The following is a 16,346-nucleotide window of genomic DNA, read 5'->3' on the forward strand; positions in this document are numbered from 1 at the left end:
GCTGGCTCGCGAAGCCATCTCCCGACATCGGAGCTCGGGCGCCACCACTTCGCGCCAGTTCTGATAAACGGGAGTAACGATGTTGAATGACGATGGCTGGCGCGGCGCGGAGCTGCGCGATATGGATCTGTTGAGAGACGCGTGCCTGATCGGCAGCGAGTGGGTCGCAGCCGATGACGGCACGACCATTGACGTGTTCAATCCGGCAACCGGCGCGTTGCTTGGCACGGTCCCGCGGATGGGCACGGTCGAGACACGCCGGGCGATCGATGCGGCTGCGCAGGCGCTGCCGCATTGGCGTGCGAAAACGGCAAAGGAGCGCGCCGCGTTGCTGCGCCGATGGTATGAGCTGATGCTCGAACATCGCGGCGACCTGGCGAAAATCATGACGCTCGAACAGGGCAAGCCGCTGAACGAGAGCCGCGGCGAAATCGACTACGCGGCGTCGTTTGTCGAGTGGTTCGCCGAAGAGGGCAAGCGGGTTTATGGCGACACGATTCCGTCGCCGGCCGGCGACAAGCGAATCGTCGTACTGAAGCAACCCATCGGTGTCTGCGCGGCCATCACGCCATGGAACTTCCCGGCCGCGATGCTCACGCGAAAACTCGCACCGGCGCTGGCCGCCGGCTGTACGATGGTACTCAAGCCCGCGAGTCAAACCCCGTTCAGCGCGTTGGCCCTGTGCGTGCTCGCCGCACGCGCCGGTATTCCGTACGGCGTGATTTCGTGCGTGACGGGCAAAGCGAATCAGATCGGTGCGGAACTCACGTCGAATCCACTCGTGCGCAAATTGTCGTTTACCGGCTCGACGGAAATCGGCAAGCAACTGCTGGCCCAGTGCGCCGCAACGGTCAAGAAGACGTCGATGGAACTGGGCGGTAACGCACCGTTCATCGTGTTCGACGATGCCGACCTCGATGCGGCAGTGCGCGGTGCGATCGCGTCGAAATATCGCAATGCCGGCCAGACCTGCGTGTGCGCCAACCGCCTGCTCGTGCAGGATGGCATTTACGACCGCTTCGTCGCGCGACTCGCGGAGGCCGTCGGCAAGCTGGTGGTCGGCAACGGCCTGGACGAACGCGTCACGATCGGGCCGCTGATCGATGCCGCTGCCGTTTCGAAGGTCGAAGAGCATGTGCAGGATGCGCTCGCGAAGGGCGCACGCGTCGTGGCCGGCGGCAAGCGCGCCGCGCAGGGTACGAATTTCTTCGAGCCGACTATCCTGGCCGACGCCACGCGCGACATGCGCATCTTTGACGAAGAGACGTTCGGCCCGGTCGCGCCGATCTTCCGGTTCACGACGGAATCGGACGCCATCGCGCTCGCAAACGATACGCCGTTCGGGCTTGCTTCGTATTTCTACGGGCGCGATATCGCGCGGGTGTGGCGCGTCGCGGAGGCGCTCGAATACGGAATGGTCGGCATCAACGACGGTATCGTGTCGACCGAAGTCGCGCCGTTCGGCGGCGTCAAGGAAAGCGGCCTCGGCAGAGAAGGATCGCGTTACGGCCTCGACGACTATCTCGAGATCAAGTACCTGTGCTTTGGCGGCATCGCCTGATCGCCGGACGTGCGGAAAAGGAAATGGCCGCCAATGGCGGCCATTTTTGGCTGATCGGCTTCGAACGCCGTATCGAATCGGCCTAGAAGCCGGACACATATCCTCCGTCGACGGGCAGCGTCACGCCGGTCACGAAGGCCGCGGCGGGCGACGCGAGAAACACCGCCGCGCCCGCGAGATCCCCTGCTTCGCCCCAGCGACCGAGAGCGGAACGCGACACGATCTTGCGCGACAACTCTTCCGATTCCCAGAATATCCGCGTCATGTCGGTTCGGTGATAACCGGGAGCGATCGCATTCACGCGCACGCGGCGCGGCCCGTATTCATGGGCCAGCGAGCGAGTCAGACCGACCACGCCGGTCTTGCTGGCGCAGTAGGCCGGTACATCGGCGTCGGCGAGGTAGCTGAGCATGGACGCGATATTGACGATCGAGCCGCGCGACTGTTCGAGGAGCGGGCGTGCGGCCTGCGACACGCGCATTACGCTACGCAGGTTGACGTCGAGTACATCGCCGAACACATCGTCCGCGTATTCGTCGCGCGGGCGAGCGACGCCAGCCGCATTGACGAGCACGTCAAGGCGTCCGAGGTTGCCGAAGAATGCGTCGATTTCGCCATGGTTGCGCACGTCCAGCGCGGCAAAACGCAGGCCGGTCAGCGACGCCTCGTTGCGTAGCGCGTCGAGCTTCGTTGCGGACGAGCCCGTGGCGATGGTATGCGCGCCGAGTCGGTGGAACGCCCGCGCGATGGCAAGCCCGATGCCGCTCGTCGCGCCGGAAACGAGCACGTGCCGTCCTGCAAAAAGGTTGTCGCGAAAACTGTCGGTGTCAAAGCTCATGAAGTGAATCTCCAGTGAAAGCACGCGGCGTGCGGACCAAGGCAGTGCACGCCTTTGCATTGCATGCGGAACAAAGCGAAACGAATCAGTTGCTTGCGCCTTGCGCCCGAATCTCCGAAATCGACCGGACGGGCGGAATCGTGTACTTGTAGAAGAGGTTCGCCGGATTCGGATCGATCTTCTGGTCGACGTTGCCTTGCGTGATGATTGCCGGCGGAAAACCGGAGCCCATGGGCAGATTGTTCGCATCGACGCGCCGCGTGAACGCGTTGTGGATGAATTCGATGGCAGCCACACCGGTCTGCTCGCCGGAGTTTTCGCCGGACACGAGGATGTTGCCCTTCTTGATCTGATCGAGCTCTCCACGGTAACCGCCGGCTGCATCGGCGATGCGTATCTTCCCCTGCTTGCCCATGTTTCGTACGGCGCGCAATGCGCCGAGCCCCATGAAGTCGTTCTCGGAGAGGATGAAATTCAGCTTGCTGCCGTGCGCTGAGAGAATATCTTCGGTTGCTGCGAGGCTGCCTTCCTCGGTCCACTTGCCTACGCCCAGCGCGAGTACGTTGAACTTGATGTCCGGGGCGCTCAGCTTGCCGGTTTTCTTCAAGGTCTGGAACAGTTCGAAGCCGCGCAACATGGCGTCCTCTCGGCTCGCGCTTGCGTTGCGCTCGCGCATGCGCTGATCGACGATGCCCGCGATCAGTCCGTTGATGCGGCTTTCCGACGTCGAGTTTCCGAGCACGCCGATGACGACGGCTGCGTCGATCGGCGTGTCTTTGCCTGCCTCCTTCGCCACGTACCGGCCTACCTCGAAACCGCTTGCATAGGGGTTGCCAAGCAGTGTGGTGAGCACTCGGGCGCTCGCGTCCGGCGTGGTGCCGACGGTGACGACCGGAATGCCAGCATCGACGGCGCGATTGATGCATGCGGACACGCCCAGCGTATCGGTCGGATCGACCACAATGACGTCCATTTTGCGCGTGACGAAGTTGTCGATCTGCGCGCATTGGCGCTGCAGGTCGCCGTCGGCCACCTGCACGTCGATCGAGTAACCGTATTTCGCCGCACTCTGCCGTGCCCCCTTGATGAGCTCGACGAACCACGGATTGCCCAGCGTGATGTCGGTCCAGCCTATTTTTAGCTGGTTCGGATTGGCCGGCTGCTTCGGCCATGCCTTGCGGACCGCCGTTCGATCGGGCAGGGCTGGATCCACCACACCGGACAGTGCCGTATTCGGCAGCAGCGTGTAGATCTTTGCCTTGGCCTGGCTGTGGACAGGGGCGGTGATGCCGAACGCCAGCACGGTGGAAACGGCGAGTGCTCTGCGAGCAACATTCATTTCAGTCTCCTGAATAATATTGTTGGATGAAAAAAAGGGAGGCGGAAGGGCCGCGTGGCGGCCCGGGTGGATGGAGAAGTGGTTTAGCGTTGGCCGATGCGTTGAACCAGCACGGCAAGAACGATGATGGCGCCTTTGATGATCTGTTGCGGATAAACAGGCACGCTCAGGAGATTCATCACATTGCCGATCAGGCCCAGCACGAGCACGCCGATCACCGTGTTGAGAACCGAGCCTTTCCCACCCGAGAGCAACGCGCCACCGATCACGCACGTCGCGATGCCGTCGAGTTCCAGGCCGACGCCGGTGATCGGCGTGCCAACACCCGTGCGTGCCGTGAAAACGATGCCGGCGACGGCGCTCAGCGCACCGGAAATCACGTAGACGCAGAACTTGTAACCGCGCTCGGAAATACCTGCCAGCCGCACGGCCGTCTCATTGCTGCCCGTGGCGACGACCATGCGTCCAAACGTGGTGTAGGTCATCAGGAAGTAGAACAGCAGCGCGACGACCACGCCGAGCACGACCGGCCATGGCACGTTGATCCAGGGAACGCTGCCGCTGCCGAATTCATTGAGCAATTCCGCCGCCGGCAGATCGAGCGGCAGCATCGTCGGCTGGCCATTCGACATCATGTATGTGATTCCGCGTGCGATGGTCATCATGGCAAGCGTGACGATGAATGGCGCGAGCCCGAAGGCGGTCACCAGTACACCGTTGAACGCCCCGAAAAGCGCACCGAGCATCACGGCCAGCACGACCGCGATAAGGAGCCCGGACGAGCCGCCGAACGGCATCACCGGGACCAGCATGGCTACCAGCAGGCCGCCCGCTGCTGCAATCGACCCCACCGACAGGTCGATGCCGCCCGTATTGATCACGAGTAACATGCCGAGGCTGACGAACAGCAGGGGTGTCAATTGCCGTAGCAGGTTATAGAGGTTTTCCTGGCTCAGAAACGCGGGTGACATGACGCTCGATACGACGAACAGCACGATCAGCATGATCAACGCGTTATGGCGCAACAGACCGCGGAGCACCGGAACATCGGTGCGCTGCGTTTGCATGATTCCTTCCATTACTTGACTCCCATGGCCAGCGATATCAGCGACTTTTCGTTGATGGCGGGGCCGCTGAGTTCGCCCGCAATACGGCCTGCACGCATGACGAGCACGCGGTCGCACAGGCCGATGATCTCCGGCATGTCGGAGGAGACCACGATGACGGCGACGCCGGCGCGTGCGAGATCGTTGATGACGTGATAGATCTCGATCTTGGCTCCGATATCGACGCCCCGCGTCGGCTCGTCAAGGATCAGTACCCGGCAGCCGTTCGAGAGCCACTTCATCAGCGCGACTTTCTGCTGATTGCCGCCCGAGAGCGTCGATACGTCGACCTCGGTATCGCGCGCCTTCACCCGCAGCTGTTTGATCAGTTCGCGCGTGCGCACGCGCTCGGCGCGATGATCGAGAATGCAGCGCAGGTGCGCGAGCGTGTTGCGCGGTGTCATCATCGCGTTTGCGCGGATCGGCATGTTCAGGAGCACGCCTTGCTGTTTGCGGTCCTCGGGCAGCATCCCGATGCCGCTCTCGATTCCGTGGCGGGGACGCTTCAGCTTTGCGACCGGACGGCCGTCGACCCGTATTTCGCCGCTGCTCCTGCGATCCGCACCGAAGATCGCGCGCATCGTCTCCGTTCGGCCTGCGCCGACGAGGCCGCTGAAGCCCAGCACCTCGCCCGCGCGCACGTGAAACGAGACGCCGCGCACGCGTTCGCCTGCGCAAAGGTCGCGTATTTCCAGCCGAGTATCGCCGATGCACGCGTCGCGCTTCGGAAAGAGATCCTGCAGCTCGCGGCCGACCATCAACTGAACGAGGCGGCTTTCGTCGATGTCGGCAATGCGCACCGTGCTGACGAAGGCGCCGTCCTTGAGCACGGTGGCGCTGTCGCACAGCCGGAAGATTTCTTCCAGCCGGTGCGAGATGTAAATGACGCATACGCCATCGCGCTTGAGCCGCTCGAGCAGGGCGAACAGACGCGTCGTTTCGCGCGCGGTGAGCACGGCCGTCGGTTCGTCGAATACGAGGACACGCGACGTGCGCGAGAGCGCCTTGCAGATCTCGACGATCTGCTGCTCGGCGACCGACAGCGTTGATACGGGCCGCGACACGTCTAACTCACCGAAGCCGAGCGCATCCAGTTGTTCGCGGGCGCGCGCCTTCAGTTTCGACCAGCGGATGATCGATGTTCCCGCGCCGAGGTCGTGCAGAAAGATGTTTTCTGCGACGGACAAATGCTTTGCGAGCGAGAACTCCTGATGAATGACGGAGATTCCGTGCGCCTGCGCGGCGTGCGGGCTGTCGATCGGAAGGTGGCGACCGTCCAGCAGGATCTCGCCTTCATCAGGCGTGTGCGCACCCGCCAGTATTTTCATGAGCGTCGATTTTCCCGCACCGTTTTCGCCCATCAGCGCGTGCACCTGACCGCCGTGCGCTTCCAGGCTGACGTTGCGTAGTGCCTGGACGCCGCCGAAGTGCTTGCTGATGTTGCGCATGATCAAATGGTTGCTCATCGTCTCCTCTGTAATCCTGTTTGCATTGGGCGGTGTTCATCGCTGCCACTAAGTGAACGCGTGTCATCTTGCGACGAGTGAAGATGGATGATGCATCATATATCCAAGATGACCTGACTTAGATGGGTATTTCCCCTAGGCGCTGCGAAGCCATACGGACACGGTCGTTGTTGTTCAATTGAGATGCATCATATATCATTGGTCGGCGGGCTGTAGCGATGTGCAGTGCAGCGATGTGTAGTGCAAAAGAAGTCGCGCCCGTTCAATCGACCAGAAGCAGACACTGGAGACACCCTTGAAATACGACTACATCGTGATCGGAGGCGGTTCGGCAGGCAGTGCCGTCACCGGCCGACTGATCGAAGCTGGCGCAAGCGTCCTGTTGCTGGAGGCGGGGCCGCGCGACAGGAATCCGCTCGTGCATATCCCCGCCGGTTTCACGCGACTGCTCTCGACGGATCTGCTGTATCACTACGAAACCGAGCCGCAGACCGGGCTTGACTCCCGGCCGCGCATCGTGCCGCAAGGCCGTGTGCTGGGCGGTGGCAGTTCCGTGAACGCGCTCATCTATATCCGGGGGCAACAGGAGGACTACGACGAATGGGCTCGCCTGGGCAACTCGGGATGGTCTTACGACGAGGTGTTGCCGTATTTCAAGCGCGCGGAGGACAACGAGCGGCTCGACGATCGCTATCACGGCGTCGGCGGGCCGCTTGGCGTGTCGGATCTCTCGCAACGCTGCGAATTGTCGACGGCGTTCGTGCGCGCCGCGCAGCAAGCCGGCATTCCTTTCACGCACGATTTCAACGGCGCGCGGCAGAATGGCGTCGGCTTCAATCAGATCACGACACGCGACAAGAGGCGTTGCAGCGCAGCCGTAGCTTATCTGCGCAACGCCGAGGCGAGCGGGCGTTTGACGATCCGTACCGGTGTGCGCGTGGACCGTATCTTGATCGAGGCGGGTCGCGCGATCGGTGTGGAATACGTCAGCAACGGCCAGGTCGTACGCGAGAAGGGCTGCAAGGAGGTGATCCTGTCGGCAGGAGCCGTGCAGTCGCCGCGCCTGCTGTTGCTTTCCGGAATCGGCGCGACGGAGGAACTCGCTCGGCATGGCATCGAGGCCGTGCAGGATCTGCCGGGTGTCGGTGCGAACCTGCAGGATCATATCGAGTTTCCGGCGGTGTCCTACTGTACGGGAAACTACGGTTACTACGGCCAGGACAGCTTCACCAACACGCTGAAGAACGGGCTGCAATATTTGCTGTTCAAGAGCGGACCCGTCACATCGAACGTGACCGAAGCCTGCGCGTTCGTCAACGTCGACGCGCCGCAAGAGCGTCCCAATATCCAGATGCACTTCGTGCCGATCGTGTTTCTCGACCTTGATCAGGATCACGTGAAGTCGGCAGGCGCGACAATCAATCCTTGCGTGCTTCGTCCGCAAAGCCGTGGCGAGATTCGTCTGCGCAGCGCGGATCCGGGCGCCGCGCTGTGGATCGACCCGAAATACTTCCAGCATGCCGAGGATCGACGCGTCGCTGTAGCCGGCCTGAAAAAGGCGCGCGAGATTCTCGCGCAACCGGCTCTGCGCACCTATACGAGCGAGGAGGCGCTGCCGGGCGCGGGCGTCGCTACCGACGCCGCGCTGATGGACTACATTCGCAAGCGCGCGAAAACCGTCTATCACCCGGTCGGCACGTGCAGGATGGGCGTGGACGGGCACGCAGTGGTGGATCCCGAATTGCGCGTGCGCGGCATCGATGGATTGCGCGTGATCGATGCATCGATCATGCCGAATCTCGTGTCGGGCAATACGAACGCCGCCTCCATCATGATCGGCGAGAAGGGCGCGGACTACGTGCTCGGCAAGACGGCCCTGAGCGGCGCAGCACTTGACGCGGTGGTGTAGCGATGCTGGAAGATAGCGTGACGATCGGCACGAACAACACGACGGACACGATGGGCGCCTGGACCTGGCAGATCGCCGGCGCGCCTTCCGCGCTCGCATGGCGGCGTGCGGCGAGACCGGTGCCGGGGCCCGGAGAAGTGCTCGTGCGCAACCGCGCCGCGGGTCTGAATCCCGTTGACTGGAAATTCATCGAATGGGGCTCGCCGGCATGGCGGCCGGACCACATACCAGGGGTTGACGGGGCGGGAGAGGTGGTCTCGGTAGGCGCGGGCATCCAACAGGAATGGCTCGGCGTGCGCGTGGCCTACCACCAGTCGCTCACGCGCGACGGCAGTTTCGCGGAGTACACCGCAGTGCCGGCGCGCGCACTGTTGCGCTTGCCGCCGGGCCTCGGTTTTGCCGAGGCGGCGGCGTTGCCGTGCCCCATGCTGACGGCGTGGCAAGCCATGAAGAAAGTGCCGCACCGGGCCGGCCTCGAGGCACTGGTAACAGGTGCCGGCGGAGCGGTCGGCACGCTGTTGGTCCAGCTCGCAGTACGGGCACGCTGGCGAGTGTCGGTGATGTGCAACTCACGTCATTTCGAGCGCATGGCGCGTCTTGGCGCTTCGACGTGTCTGTTGCCGGACATCGGAAGCAGCGCCTTTTCATCGCATCGGCCGTTCGACGTCGTGTTTGACACGGTGAGCGGCCAGCATGCCGCCCGACTTGCGCGTTTCGTCGCCGTGAACGGCCATCTCGTCTGCATCCAGGACCGTCTGGAGACATCCCCGGTCGCGCCGTTTACGACGGCCATCTCGTTGCATGAAGTGGCCCTGAATGCGCTGCACACACACGGCTCGGCCGCGCATTGGCGCACGCTGGTCGATGCGGGAGAGCGTCTGCTCACTGACGTGCTGTATCGCGCACTGGCACCGCTGCCGATCGAGCCGATGCCGCTGTCGCGCTTGCCAGAAGCATTGGAATCGTTGAAAGCCCATACCGGGCACGGCCGGCCCGTCGCCGTAGTCGACTGAGCCCGCCGCCGGGTTACCGGCATCGGCACCGCCTGTTGCGGCGATGGAGCGTGATGTATCATGCATGAAAACATTTTTCGTCCCGTTATCAGAATGAAGCCACTCGCCCGTGTCGAAAAGAGCAATCTCTCGTCACGCATCTACGAAGAGATCCGCTCCCGATTAATGAACGGTCAGTACGCGCCTGGCGACCGACTGCGTATCAACGACCTTGCCGAAAAGCTCGGCACGAGCATCACGCCGGTGCGCGAAGCGATTTTCCGCCTGGTCAGTGAACAGGCCCTGGAAATGACTGCGGCAACCTCGATCGTGGTGCCGGTGCTCGACGCCGATACCGTTGCGGAGATTCAGCTCATGCGGCGCCTTCTCGAGGGTGCGGCGGCCGAACAGGCGGCGCAGCGCATTACCCCAAAGGAAATCCGTCATCTGAGCCTGACGCACGACGAGTTCATCGAGGCCGTTGCCGCGAGCCCTTCAGAGGCTGCGGAGCGCAATCGCGACTTCCATTTCGAATTGATGGCGGCAGCCAGGATGCCCACGCTCAGCGCCACCGTGGAAACCATGTGGGTCCGGATGGGGCCGCTGCTGCACACGTTTCATTCGCATCTGCCACGGCGCGAGATATCGAATCGTTCGCACCCTCACTATCGCGTGCTGGCCGCGCTGCGCAAGGGTGATCCAGAAGGGGCATCGCGAGCGATCCAGGAAGATATCGAATGGGGCCAGCGCGTGCTGCTCGAATGGATGGCCGAGCGGGAGCATGGCGAAGTCGCCGCTACGTAAGTAGCCGATCACCCGATCCGATTGCGATGCTACCCACGCGGGTAGCACATGCATGCGGCGGCGCATCGCCGCCGCCTATCCTTACTGCTTCGTCACGCGATGCTGAATCCGCCGTCGATCGGAAGGACGACTCCCGTGATGTAGTCCGCATCGGCCGAGCAAAGGAATTTCACGCCCCTGGCGACATCCGAAGGCTGCCCCCAGCGCCCGAGCGGCAGACGTGCGCGAATCGAACCGCTGCGCTCGGGGTTGTTCAGCGCTCCGGCAGACAGTCGCGTTTCGATCCAGCCGGGCGCCACTGCATTGACGCGCACCCCGCGATCCGCGAACGCAGCGGCGTGCGCGCGCGTCAAGCCAACGAGGCCGGCCTTGCTTGCCGTATAGGCAGGATTGCGGGCCGAGCCGAAAAAACTCCACATCGATGCGATATTGACGACGCAGCCGCGCACCGCGGACAGCTTGTCGAGCGCGACTTCGGTCGTGAGCTGGCAGGCGTTCAGATTGACGTCGACCACTTTTCGAAAGCCCGCTGAATCGAACTCCGCGCGGTCGTGGAGGATGATTCCGGCGGCGTTGACGAGCACGTGAATCTGCGCAAGATCACCGAATGCGTCGCGCACTTCAGCGGCTGACGTCACGTCGACTCGCCGGAACGCGATCGCCGGATCGAGATCCTCGTCGGCGTCCTTTCCGACGGACACGGGGCGCAGGCCCGCACGCAAGAATTCTTCGGCGATCGCGCGACCGATGCCGGTGCCGCCCCCCGTTACTACAGCAACTTTCGTCATGGACTTTCCTCCTGTGGAAATAAAATATATGATGCATCATATGCTGGTATGCGGATGGGCACAAGCGTCCGGGTCGATCGTGGCAGTGGAGGAGGAAAGCCACGGGCATTTCTCGATGCGATGCAGCAGATGCAGCAGATGCGGTGACGATGACGGCAAGGCTGAATCCCCTTTTTAAATTCAACAACTGGAGACTCGAATGACCAATGCGAAGTGGTTTTACATTGCGGGCAAATGGCAAGCGCCTGAGTCGAGCGCGCAGATCGAAGTGGAAAACCCGGCTGACGAGTCGATTATCGAGACGATTGCCGCTGCTTCCGCGTCGGACGTCGGTCGCGCGGTAGCGGCCGCAAAAGCTGCGTTCGGCGAATTTTCACGGACCACCGTCGAGCAGCGGGAGCGATGGCTCGTCAAACTGCTGGCGATCTACAATCGGCGCTACGACGAGATGGCGCGCGTGATCTCGCGCGAGATGGGCGCGCCGATCGATTTCGCTGTAGCGGCACAGGCCCGCACCGGGCAAGGGCACATTGAGGCCGGGATCCATGCGCTGCGGACGTTTCGCTTCCAGCACGCAGTCTCTGGCGGGACTGTGGTTCGCGAACCCATTGGCGTGTGCGCATTGATTACGCCGTGGAACTGGCCCATCAACCAGATCGCGTGCAAGGTGGTGCCCGCCCTCGCAACCGGGTGCACGATGGTGCTCAAGCCGAGCGAGGTCACCCCGCTGAGCGCGCTGCTGTGGGCCGAAATGATCGATGAACTCGATTTGCCGCCTGGCGTGTTCAACATGATCAACGGCGACGGTGCGACTGCGGGCGCGGCGCTTGTGGCACACCCTGACATCGACATGATTTCGTTTACGGGTTCGACCCGCGCGGGCAGCGCGATCGGCGCGGTGGGTGCGCAAATGATCAAACGGGTAACCCAGGAACTGGGCGGCAAATCGCCGAACATCATTCTCGAAGGCGCTGATCTGCGCCCGGCCGTGGAGAGAGGCGTGCGTCATTGCATGGCGAATAGCGGACAGTCCTGCAACGCGCCGACACGCATGCTCGTGCCCGAGAACGAATACGCGGCGGCTGTCGAAATCGCTCGTAAGGTGACCAAAGGCATTCAGGTCGGACGTCCCGAGCAGCACGGCAGCCATATCGGCCCTGTTGCGTCGCACGTTCAGTTCGAAAAGGTCCGTGCGCTCATCCGGGCGGGGATCGATGAGGGCGCCACGCTCGTCGCCGGCGGTCCGGATGCGCCGGCGGGTCTCGAGCGCGGCTACTATGTCAAACCGACGGTGTTCGCGGATGTGCATAACGATATGCGTATCGCGCGCGAGGAGATCTTCGGCCCCGTTTTGACGATGATCCCGTACCGGAGTCTCGACGAAGCGGTCTCCATCGCGAATGACACGCCGTACGGACTTGCGGCATATCTGCAGGGCGATGCGGAATTGGCACGGTCCGTCGCAAGCGAGCTGCGTGCCGGTATGGTGAGTCTCAACGGTGCCGATCAGTCTTTCGATGCCCCGTTTGGGGGCTATAAGCAGTCGGGGAATGGGCGCGAGTGGGGAGCGTTCGGTTTCGAGGATTACCTGGAAACGAAGGTCATTAACGCGGTCGGATGACATGAATGCCGAGTCGATGCTCGTGAACGTGTGAGGACCAGATTCAATCAGCCTGGCTCCATCGAGATTCGTGGAACGCTTGAACGATATCGATGATGCCAGGCATCCGCATGCGGAGATGCCCGCGCATATCCGGACAGTCAGATCGATGATTCCTGCTGGATTTGAGCTGTTCTAGAATGGGTCCGGAAAGCTCAAGCGGCAGCAGCCCCATCTTAGTGACCAAAAGACGCCGTGCTTCACCTTTTTCGAATGCGTGACGCCGCCCAGAGCTCTCACTGGTTCCCCCTTCACTTTGCACTGGACGACCGCAATCGGAGCTTCCCGCTCATCCTTGTACAGGGTGGCAGTTGATACTGCCAACTGACGCTTCCGAGCACGCAGATAGGCTAGCACCCGAAGAAAGGCAAACATCGTTGCCGGAGTCGATGCAAAGTAGAACGAATGACAGGGTCGGACTATGACATGCCGGGTGCCAAGAGTGACAGGGGGGCCGTTGTTGTCTCACACCTGCCGTTACGCTGTAATCGGCTTGTGCATAGGCAACGGTTCGATCTGCGGTGGTCGTGCGGTGCAGAACGGCGACCGGTTGAATCCAGCGTCGTTCAGAGTCGTTCGCGTCGCCCCAGAACCGCCATTCGCGGTCGCGTGCCAATCCTGACGCCGGGATGAACGCGCCAGCGAGATAGAAGGAACCTTACCACGACAGAACGATTTCCAATTCAAACTCGGATTCAACCGGGGCCGTTATCCAAGATTGAAATGGCCCGAAGAAATCAGGCAGATCAGGGAAATAGATGGCAAATTCTAGACTGACGATACGTCCTCCTCGCGCCCGAGTACTGAGGCTGGCACATTTCAGCCTTCAGAAGATCCGGGGATGCCGCGTCGCCATCGGCGCTTCGGGCACGTGCACTTCGAGGTTACGCCTTGAAGGATCGCGGTAGCGCCAATCCGTGCTTCCGGAACAGGCGGGCGAGATAGGACGGTGAATCGAGACCTACCGCTGCCGCCGCCATAACGACCGTCATGCCGGGTGATTGCAATAGCTGCGTGGCGTGATGCACACGCTGCCGCGATTGATAGTCGACGATGGATTCGCCAGTGACGTCGCGAAACAGGCGCGTCAACGTGCGCCGTGACAGACCGAACTCGTAGGCAATGCGATCGAGCCCCATCGATTGATCGAGTGTCGCGTCGAGAAATCCCCGAATGTCTTTCACGAGTTCACGGCGCGCGTCGATGGGTGTCAACGGCAGATGGCCCGCGATCAGTCCCGCTTCGACGCACGTGGCCGCCAACGTCTTGTTAGTCAGTTCCCGCCGATAGGCCGCGAGTTCGCCGACGTCGTGCTTACCGGTGTCGGTGGCGAGACGCACCGCGTTGAGCAGCGCCAACGGCGCGGACCGGATGGCAATCTTCGCGCACGACAGGCTTCTTTGCGCCTTGCGCTCGCAGAACGCGACGAAATCACTCGCCACATAGACGGCGACGTGTTCCTGCTCCTTCCGATAGCCGTGCGTATCGTGCAGGCGCTGCGGCGGCACCACGACAAACGACTTGGGCGCCAGGCGCAAGGGCGAGGCGTTCGATTCGACGTTCAGGATCAGTTGGCCGATGCGCGGCAGCAAGAACATGTACTCGTCATGTTCGTGGGGCTGCGTGCGGTAATCGCCGATCGAAACCTGCCGAACATCGGCAATGCGATTTTCGGACAAGTGGGTATTGGCGGTCGGATAGTGCTTCACGAATTTACCCTTGGGCGCTCCATGCGGTGGGTAGCGACTGGCCATAGCGGGCCTTGTGGACCGGTGTATCAATGGGATGTCCCAGTATAGCGGTACAACCTTCCGTGCACGTAGCCGGGCACTCACGCAGCCAGCCAAGCCCGGTTCTCAGGGAAAACACGGATGTGCGCGGACTCCCGCGCGGAGGGCCGGACGCCCGATTGGCCCGGTTGTGTGCTTGTCGTGGCCCAACAGGCGGCGAAACTTTGGTTCCCGTTCGGCATGCTGGCGTCACTTACACGCTGGAGCCAGTTCATGTCGGTCGAGAATGTCCCGTCCTTGTTGCCTCATTCCCCCAATGCCACATCCCGGTTACCCCCGTACGGTGGCATGCATTTCGTGCGCGTCTTTCCCGCAGGGCAGGGCGGCGGCAACCCCGCGCCCGTCGTACTGGATGCGGATTCGCTGTCGGCGGACGAGATGATGGCGATCGCCGCGCGCTACGGTCACGAAAGCGCATTCGTGTGCGCACCGCGTGATACGGGCAGCACGTATCGTCTGCGCTTCTTCGTCCCCCGGCACGAGATGGAGATGTGCGGTCATGCGACGCTCGGCGCATTGTGGCTTCTGCGGCGGCTTGGCCGCTGGACATCCCGCGTCGCGACGCTCGAGACGTTGAGCGGCATCGTCGACGCTCGCTTTGACGAAAGCACGCAATCCATCGAAGTGAGCCAGCCCAAAGGCATCGTGCAATCGATCGGAGACGCGCGGAAGCACGCCGCGATATGCGATGTGCTGCGCATCGATGCTGACGATCTGGATGCTCTCGGCATCGTCAACGCCACGACGAGCCGGACCAAGACGCTGATACCGATTCGCTCGGTGCAGCGACTTCACGCACTGACGCCGTCCTTCGAAAAGATGCAGGCGCTATGTGACCAGCTCGAATCGACGGGCCTTTATCCGTTTGCGGTCGAGCGTAGACAACCTCTCGAGGTGCACGCGCGCCAGTTTCCGCGCTCGTCCGGGTATCCGGAAGATGCGGCGACGGGTATCGCCGCGGCCGCGACCCTCTACGGTGCGTTGCACTACGGCCTGCTCGCGCACGGCGCGTCGGGCATGACCGTGCATCAAGGGTACGCGATGGGCAAGCCGTCCAGCATCCGGGTCGAAATGCGAGACCCCGACAACGCCGACGCGGGCTGCTGGATCAGCGGCGCAGTCGAAAGCATGATGCTGGAGCCGCAGCAATGAAGATCTTTACCAACGACCAGATCGCGGCAGTGCTCGACATGCGCCTCGCATCGGACGCCATTCGCGATGCCTATCTCGACCTGCAGAACGGCACAGCGGTCGTTCAGCCTCGCGCACGCATCGGCTTGTCCGACGTAAAGTTCAGCGCAATGAGCGCAATGCTGGGCCTGGCCAAGGTCGCGGCGATAAAGATGTACACGACGATCGACGGCCAGTTCCGCTTTTACATCGCGCTGTTTTCGCTCGTCGATGGCGGGCTCCTCGCGATGCTCGAGGGCGATGCGATCACGGGTGTGCGCACGGCCGCGACCACCGCGCTTGCGGCCCGACATCTGGCGCGTCCGGGGAGCCGACGCCTCGGACTGTTCGGCAGTGGCGTGCAGGCGCGGGCTCATGCCGAGGCCTTGGCCGGACGAGCAGGATTGCGCGAAGTGATGATTCACAGCCGCGATGCCGTATCCGCGCATGCACTTGCCGACAGCCTCGGGCATCGGTTCGGTCTCAACGTATCGGTGGTCGATGCCGAAGCGTGCGCCGCCGCCGACATCGTTGTCGTCGCAACGCGTGCATCCGAACCGGTCATACGCGGCGAATGGCTACGACCGGGTGCATTCGTCGCGAGTATCGGCGCGACGCGTCCCGATCAACGCGAACTCGACGACGCGTCGTTGCTCGCGGCCTCGCGCATCGTCGTGGACTGGATGCAGCAGACGCCGTTCGAAACGGGTGACCTGCTGCGCCCGTCACGTGCCGTGATCGACAGCAGGACGATGGTGGACCTTTCGACCGTCATCGGCGCCGACGAGCAGCGCGCACGGGACGCCCCCGACATCGTGATCTACAAGGCAGTCGGCATCGCCCTGCAGGACGCGGCCGTCGCGCATATGGCTTACCTGCGGCTTGGCGCGTGACGCCTCTCGTCAATGTCGTTTGTCAAAGAT

At 62.4% G+C, this 16,346-nt stretch carries 13 protein-coding genes; 7 read left to right on the forward strand and 6 right to left on the reverse strand.

The features are described from left to right. Window positions 1–79 precede the first annotated feature (79 nt). Window positions 80–1,561, forward strand: coding sequence for an NADP-dependent succinate-semialdehyde dehydrogenase (gene gabD / locus DIE11_RS29240; protein WP_124628809.1), 1,482 nt, complete (start codon window positions 80–82; stop codon window positions 1,559–1,561). 82 nt (window positions 1,562–1,643) lie between these two features. Here gabD and DIE11_RS29245 read toward each other — a convergent pair whose 3' ends face one another. From DIE11_RS29245 to DIE11_RS29260, 4 genes are all read right to left on the reverse strand, one after another. Continuing rightward, entirely contained in the window at window positions 1,644–2,399 is a 756-nt protein-coding gene (locus tag DIE11_RS29245; RefSeq protein WP_124628811.1) for an SDR family NAD(P)-dependent oxidoreductase, read from the reverse strand. Window positions 2,400–2,484: 85 nt separating this feature from the next. After that, window positions 2,485–3,738 (reverse strand): sugar ABC transporter substrate-binding protein, encoded by a 1,254-nt coding sequence (locus tag DIE11_RS29250; RefSeq protein ID WP_124628813.1) that lies wholly within the window; start codon window positions 3,736–3,738, stop codon window positions 2,485–2,487. A gap of 83 nt (window positions 3,739–3,821) precedes the next feature. Then, window positions 3,822–4,817 (reverse strand): ABC transporter permease, encoded by a 996-nt coding sequence (locus DIE11_RS29255; protein ID WP_124628815.1) that lies wholly within the window; start codon window positions 4,815–4,817, stop codon window positions 3,822–3,824. Beyond that, a complete protein-coding gene (locus DIE11_RS29260; protein ID WP_124628817.1) occupies window positions 4,817–6,310 on the reverse strand; it encodes a sugar ABC transporter ATP-binding protein in 1,494 nt (497 codons plus the stop codon). Before DIE11_RS29260 ends, DIE11_RS29255 begins: the two co-directional genes overlap by 1 nt. 295 nt (window positions 6,311–6,605) lie before the next feature. Here DIE11_RS29260 and DIE11_RS29265 point away from each other — a divergent pair, with 295 nt between their 5' ends. Genes DIE11_RS29265 through DIE11_RS29275 form a run of 3 tightly spaced genes read left to right on the forward strand, consistent with a single transcriptional unit; the run spans window position 6,606 to window position 10,015 of the window. Further along, on the forward strand, window positions 6,606–8,219 hold the full coding sequence (locus DIE11_RS29265) for a GMC family oxidoreductase (protein ID WP_124628818.1): 1,614 nt from the start codon (window positions 6,606–6,608) through the stop codon (window positions 8,217–8,219). Window positions 8,220–8,221: 2 nt separating this feature from the next. Further along, on the forward strand, window positions 8,222–9,232 hold the full coding sequence (locus DIE11_RS29270) for a zinc-binding dehydrogenase (protein ID WP_124628820.1): 1,011 nt from the start codon (window positions 8,222–8,224) through the stop codon (window positions 9,230–9,232). Window positions 9,233–9,292: 60 nt separating this feature from the next. Further along, window positions 9,293–10,015 (forward strand): GntR family transcriptional regulator, encoded by a 723-nt coding sequence (locus DIE11_RS29275; protein WP_012366404.1) that lies wholly within the window; start codon window positions 9,293–9,295, stop codon window positions 10,013–10,015. Window positions 10,016–10,107: 92 nt separating this feature from the next. On the opposite strand, the gene DIE11_RS29280 is transcribed toward DIE11_RS29275, so the two are convergent. Next, the gene (locus DIE11_RS29280; protein WP_012366403.1) at window positions 10,108–10,803 is read right to left on the reverse strand and encodes an SDR family NAD(P)-dependent oxidoreductase; all 696 of its coding nucleotides are present in this window, start codon (window positions 10,801–10,803) and stop codon (window positions 10,108–10,110) included. Window positions 10,804–11,002: 199 nt separating this feature from the next. Between DIE11_RS29280 and DIE11_RS29285 the strand changes: the two genes are divergently transcribed. Further along, window positions 11,003–12,424 (forward strand): aldehyde dehydrogenase family protein, encoded by a 1,422-nt coding sequence (locus DIE11_RS29285; RefSeq protein ID WP_124628822.1) that lies wholly within the window; start codon window positions 11,003–11,005, stop codon window positions 12,422–12,424. Window positions 12,425–13,347: 923 nt separating this feature from the next. Here DIE11_RS29285 and DIE11_RS29295 read toward each other — a convergent pair. Next, window positions 13,348–14,172, reverse strand: coding sequence for an AraC family transcriptional regulator (locus DIE11_RS29295; protein ID WP_260437194.1), 825 nt, complete (start codon window positions 14,170–14,172; stop codon window positions 13,348–13,350). A 294-nt stretch (window positions 14,173–14,466) separates the two neighbouring features. On the opposite strand from DIE11_RS29295, the gene DIE11_RS29300 reads away from it, so the two are divergent. Continuing rightward, on the forward strand, window positions 14,467–15,405 hold the full coding sequence (locus DIE11_RS29300) for a PhzF family phenazine biosynthesis protein (RefSeq protein WP_124628826.1): 939 nt from the start codon (window positions 14,467–14,469) through the stop codon (window positions 15,403–15,405). Then, entirely contained in the window at window positions 15,402–16,316 is a 915-nt protein-coding gene (locus DIE11_RS29305; protein ID WP_124628828.1) for an ornithine cyclodeaminase family protein, read from the forward strand. Before DIE11_RS29300 ends, DIE11_RS29305 begins: the two co-directional genes overlap by 4 nt. Window positions 16,317–16,346 lie beyond the last annotated feature (30 nt).

Origin of the sequence: Burkholderia sp. Bp9012, from assembly GCF_003853825.1 — a bacterium.
GTDB classification, from domain to species: domain Bacteria; phylum Pseudomonadota; class Gammaproteobacteria; order Burkholderiales; family Burkholderiaceae; genus Burkholderia; species Burkholderia diffusa.